The sequence below is a fragment of the Agromyces humi genome (assembly GCF_009720255.1).
GTDB lineage: Bacteria > Actinomycetota > Actinomycetes > Actinomycetales > Microbacteriaceae > Agromyces > Agromyces humi.
Window position 1 is genome coordinate 1 of sequence record NZ_WJSP02000608.1, and the last position, 1,498, is coordinate 1,498.

2 protein-coding genes are annotated in these 1,498 nt (G+C 71.5%); both read left to right on the plus strand.

Annotated features, from left to right (window positions below; genetic code table 11):
* Positions 1-223 precede the first annotated feature (223 nt).
* Complete coding sequence (locus GH736_RS22785) at positions 224-718, plus strand: class F sortase (protein ID WP_159607281.1); 495 nt, start codon at positions 224-226, stop codon at positions 716-718.
* 126 nt (positions 719-844) lie between these two features.
* Positions 845-1,498, plus strand: a 654-nt coding sequence (locus tag GH736_RS22790) for an RNA polymerase sigma factor (RefSeq protein WP_328596952.1), incomplete at its 3' end; no start/stop codon positions are given.

Below are 1,498 nucleotides of genomic sequence, written 5' to 3' on the forward strand. Positions count from 1 at the left end.
TCGGTCGGCGCCGTGCCGCTGAGGACCGGCACTGACCTCGTCGAGGCGGATCATGGCTGCGACCAGGGCGAGTGCGTCCCTGGTCGCAGCCACCGCCGTGCTCGTTTCGCTCTGCGCCTGCGTCAGTGCATCGGGCGGCATCGCGACCAGCACGCCGGCGCCCGCGACCGGCGCTCCCGAGGTCACGGTTCGTCCGTCGACCCCGGCGCCGACGGTACCGGCGGTGCCACGCAGATCGGCGGCACTCGAGGACAACCGGCCGGTCCTGCCGCCGGTGCCGGATCGGATCGAGATCCCCGACCTCGGCATCGACGTCACGGTGCGCCCGGTCGGGCTCGACGACCAGGGCCGCATGGGCCTGTTCGACGATCCGTCGATCGCCGCCTGGTACCAGTGGGGCCCGGCGCCCGCGAGCCCCGCGGGCTCGACGGTCATCGCCGCCCACGTCGACTCCCTCGAATACGACCTGCTGCCGTTCGCTCGCCTGAAGGACGCGGTGGCCGGCACGCAGGTCGTCGTGACGGATGCCGCCGGCACGCGTCATCCGTATGCCGTGCAGTCCGTGCAGGTCGTCGAGAAGGCCGACGTGGACTGGAACGCGGCGTTCGACCGCGCCGGCCCGCCGCGACTCACGCTCGTGACGTGCGGCGGTGAGTTCGACGACGAGAACCGCCGCTACCTCAGCAATCTCGTGCTGACCGCCACCCCGGCCGGGTGAGCGTGGGGGATCGATATGCTGGTCGAAGCACGGCAGGACATGGTCGCCACCCGGGTGCAGCAGGCAACGGCTCTCGGGGTGCGGCCCCGACGATCGCGAAGAGGTGAGCGTCAGCTGGGCGATGCAGTGGCTCCCCGATCGGTCGACGATCAGGCCCTCGCGGCCGCCTTCGCCGCGGGTGACGAATGGGCCCTTCGCGAGGCGTACGCCCGCTGGTCGCCGCTCGTGTTCCGGCTGGCGCTGCGATCACTCGGTGACCGTACGGATGCCGAGGACGTGACGCAGCAGGTGTTCATCTCCGCCTGGCGCACGCGCTCGGGCTTCGACGACTCGCGCTCGGCGCTCAGCGCCTGGATCGTCGGGATCACGCGTCACCGCATCGCCGACGCGCACGAGGCGCGGTCGCGTACGCGGCGACTCGAGGAGGCGCTCGTGGCCGAGGCATCCGCTCGGCCGGCGGCTGTCGACGACGTGGCCGACCGGGTGATGGTCGCCGAGGAGCTGGACCGGCTCGAGCCGGTCCCACGGCGCGTCATGCAACTGGCCTTCTACGACCAGCTCAGCCACTCGCAGATCGCCGAGACACTCGGGCTGCCCGTCGGTACGGTGAAGAGTCATGTGCGACGGAGCCTGAGCCGGTTGAGGACGCGATGCATCGCGACCGCGACGACGCCCGTCAGCGCGGCGCCGATCATTCTGGGTGGAACTCGGAGCACGTCGTCGTCTCCCTCATGTCATGGTCCCCGAGGCGACGGTCAGCCTCCCCGCAGGGCCGTCCGG